The sequence below is a fragment of the Flavobacterium sp. 9AF genome (genome assembly GCF_902506265.1).
Lineage (GTDB): Bacteria > Bacteroidota > Bacteroidia > Flavobacteriales > Flavobacteriaceae > Flavobacterium.
In genome coordinates this window covers 1-1836 of sequence record NZ_LR733564.1, presented here as the reverse complement: position 1 = coordinate 1836, position 1836 = coordinate 1, and the positions used below count along the sequence as shown (strand labels likewise).

General features: G+C 29.6%; 2 protein-coding genes. Both read right to left on the bottom strand.

All coding sequences use genetic code 11. The features are described from left to right. Positions 1-126: 126 nt before the first annotated feature. Positions 127-1059, bottom strand: a complete 933-nt coding sequence (locus HALO113_RS14685) for a T9SS type A sorting domain-containing protein (RefSeq protein ID WP_159779848.1) — start codon at positions 1057-1059, stop codon at positions 127-129. A gap of 145 nt (positions 1060-1204) precedes the next feature. Continuing rightward, positions 1205-1813: a MarC family protein gene (locus HALO113_RS14680; protein ID WP_159779847.1), complete on the bottom strand. Its 609-nt coding sequence runs from the start codon at positions 1811-1813 to the stop codon at positions 1205-1207. Positions 1814-1836: the final 23 nt, after the last annotated feature.

Here is a 1836-nt window from a genome sequence, read left to right as displayed (position 1 = left end):
CATCAACAATCTAATCTAAAAATGAGAACTTATAAAAGAAAAAACACTTGCAAGAACGTTCTTGCAAGTGTTTAATTTAATTATTTTTGTCTAATAAATCTGTATCGATTTTTTAGGACTAGTCAATTATTTTACAATTAATTTTATATTTTCAGTTTTATCTTTAGAAATAATTTGTACCATATAGGTTCCAGTTTCTAAATCTATATTTGAAGTAAAGGTGGTATCATTGATATTGGTTTTAGTATAAATTAATTTACCAAGAATATCATAAATACTAATAGTTATATCATTCTTCTCTTTTAAATCTAGAGTGAAGTTACCTGAAGTAGGATTTGGATAAATTCTAGTAGTATTTGAATTTTCAAAATCTAGTGCATCCAAAGAATAATCGAGACTTAAATTATCAACCCATAAAATATTTCCAACTTGATTTCCAGAATCGGCAATGATTAATACATAACTAGGAGTATCAGTGGAGAGATAGGTAATTGGAACATTAAAGGCTGTCCATGCAGCAGTTGAACTAGATGGAATTGTAAATTCTGCTGTGCCTATTATGTATGGAGTTGAATTAGCGTCTATAGGATTTCTTACATCGTAATCACCATGTAAAATAATTGTTATTTTCCCACTATTTCCTCCCGCGTATGTGTTTCTAAAAAAACCTAAAAAAGCATCTGGTCTACCTGTGAAAGGAGAATTGAAATTTGAATCACTTCTTACAGATTTAACATAGTAATCATTTGGATTTGTTGAGGAAGCAAAAACTTTACCAGTAGTTGCGTATCCTGTGACTGGGCTTCCAAAATAACTTTTGGTTTCTAATCTTAAACAATAAGTGCCATTTTGAGGATTTGTAACTTCTCTAAAACAGTTTTGTGGCCCTGAATTAGCAAAACCTCCACCCGTTTTACATCCGTTCCAGTTGGTCGGTTCCTCAGTAGTAGTACTTAAATTTTGCCAATTTTCAAAATCAGGATTAGGTAAAGTTGTTTGTGAATAGCTAACAGATAATAAAAAGCATGGTAATAGCGATTGAAGTAATTTTTTTCTCATAAATTAATAGTTTATTTAGGGCAAAAATATCAAAATTTAAGATTCACCATTCCATTAATTACTTTAATCTTTAAAAGAAAAAAACAATTTAAATAATTATCTTTTTTAACTATGTAATTTTTTTAGTAGAATAAAAAATAGCTCTTTACAAATTAAAAAAAGCTTTCAAACCACTTAATATATTTTGTACCGCATAAGAAGCAAGGATTAACCCCATGATTTTACTAATAACCGTAATCCCATATTCACCTATCTTTTTTTGTACTGCAGAAGCAGTCAACAATAACAGCATAGTTAATCCAATAACCACGAGTACCATTAAGGTAGTTAAAGCTTGTTGTTGAATAGTAAACATATGATTATCGGTCATTAAAACTACTGCCATAATAGCACCAGGAGAAGCAATCGAAGGAATAGCAACCGGAAAAATAGTAACATGTTTGTAATCTTTAATTAGATGTTTTTCCGATTCAGGTTTTCCATCACCAAAAATCATAGTTAAGGCAAATAGAAAAAGGATAACACCTCCTGAAATTTGGAAGGCATCTAGTGATATTTCCATAACTTCTAATATAATTTGCCCAATTACAATAAAAAAAAGCAAAATACAAAAAGCGATTAGCGAGGCTCTTTTAGCCACTTTTTCCTTTTCTTTTTTATTGAAATTTTTGGTAGCTTCTAAGTAAACAGGTATAGAACCCAGAGGGTCAATTACGGCAATTAAAAATAGTAGTGTAGTAATTATTTCTTTCATTTATAATATACAATTTGTAACGA

What these genes read in the sequence shown, in the direction of transcription:
- HALO113_RS14680 (WP_159779847.1), bottom strand. Translation starts at nt 1,813, where the DNA reads ATGAAAGAAATAATTACTACACTACTATTTTTAATTGCCGTAATTGAC.
- HALO113_RS14685 (WP_159779848.1), bottom strand. Translation starts at nt 1,059, where the DNA reads ATGAGAAAAAAATTACTTCAATCGCTATTACCATGCTTTTTATTATCT.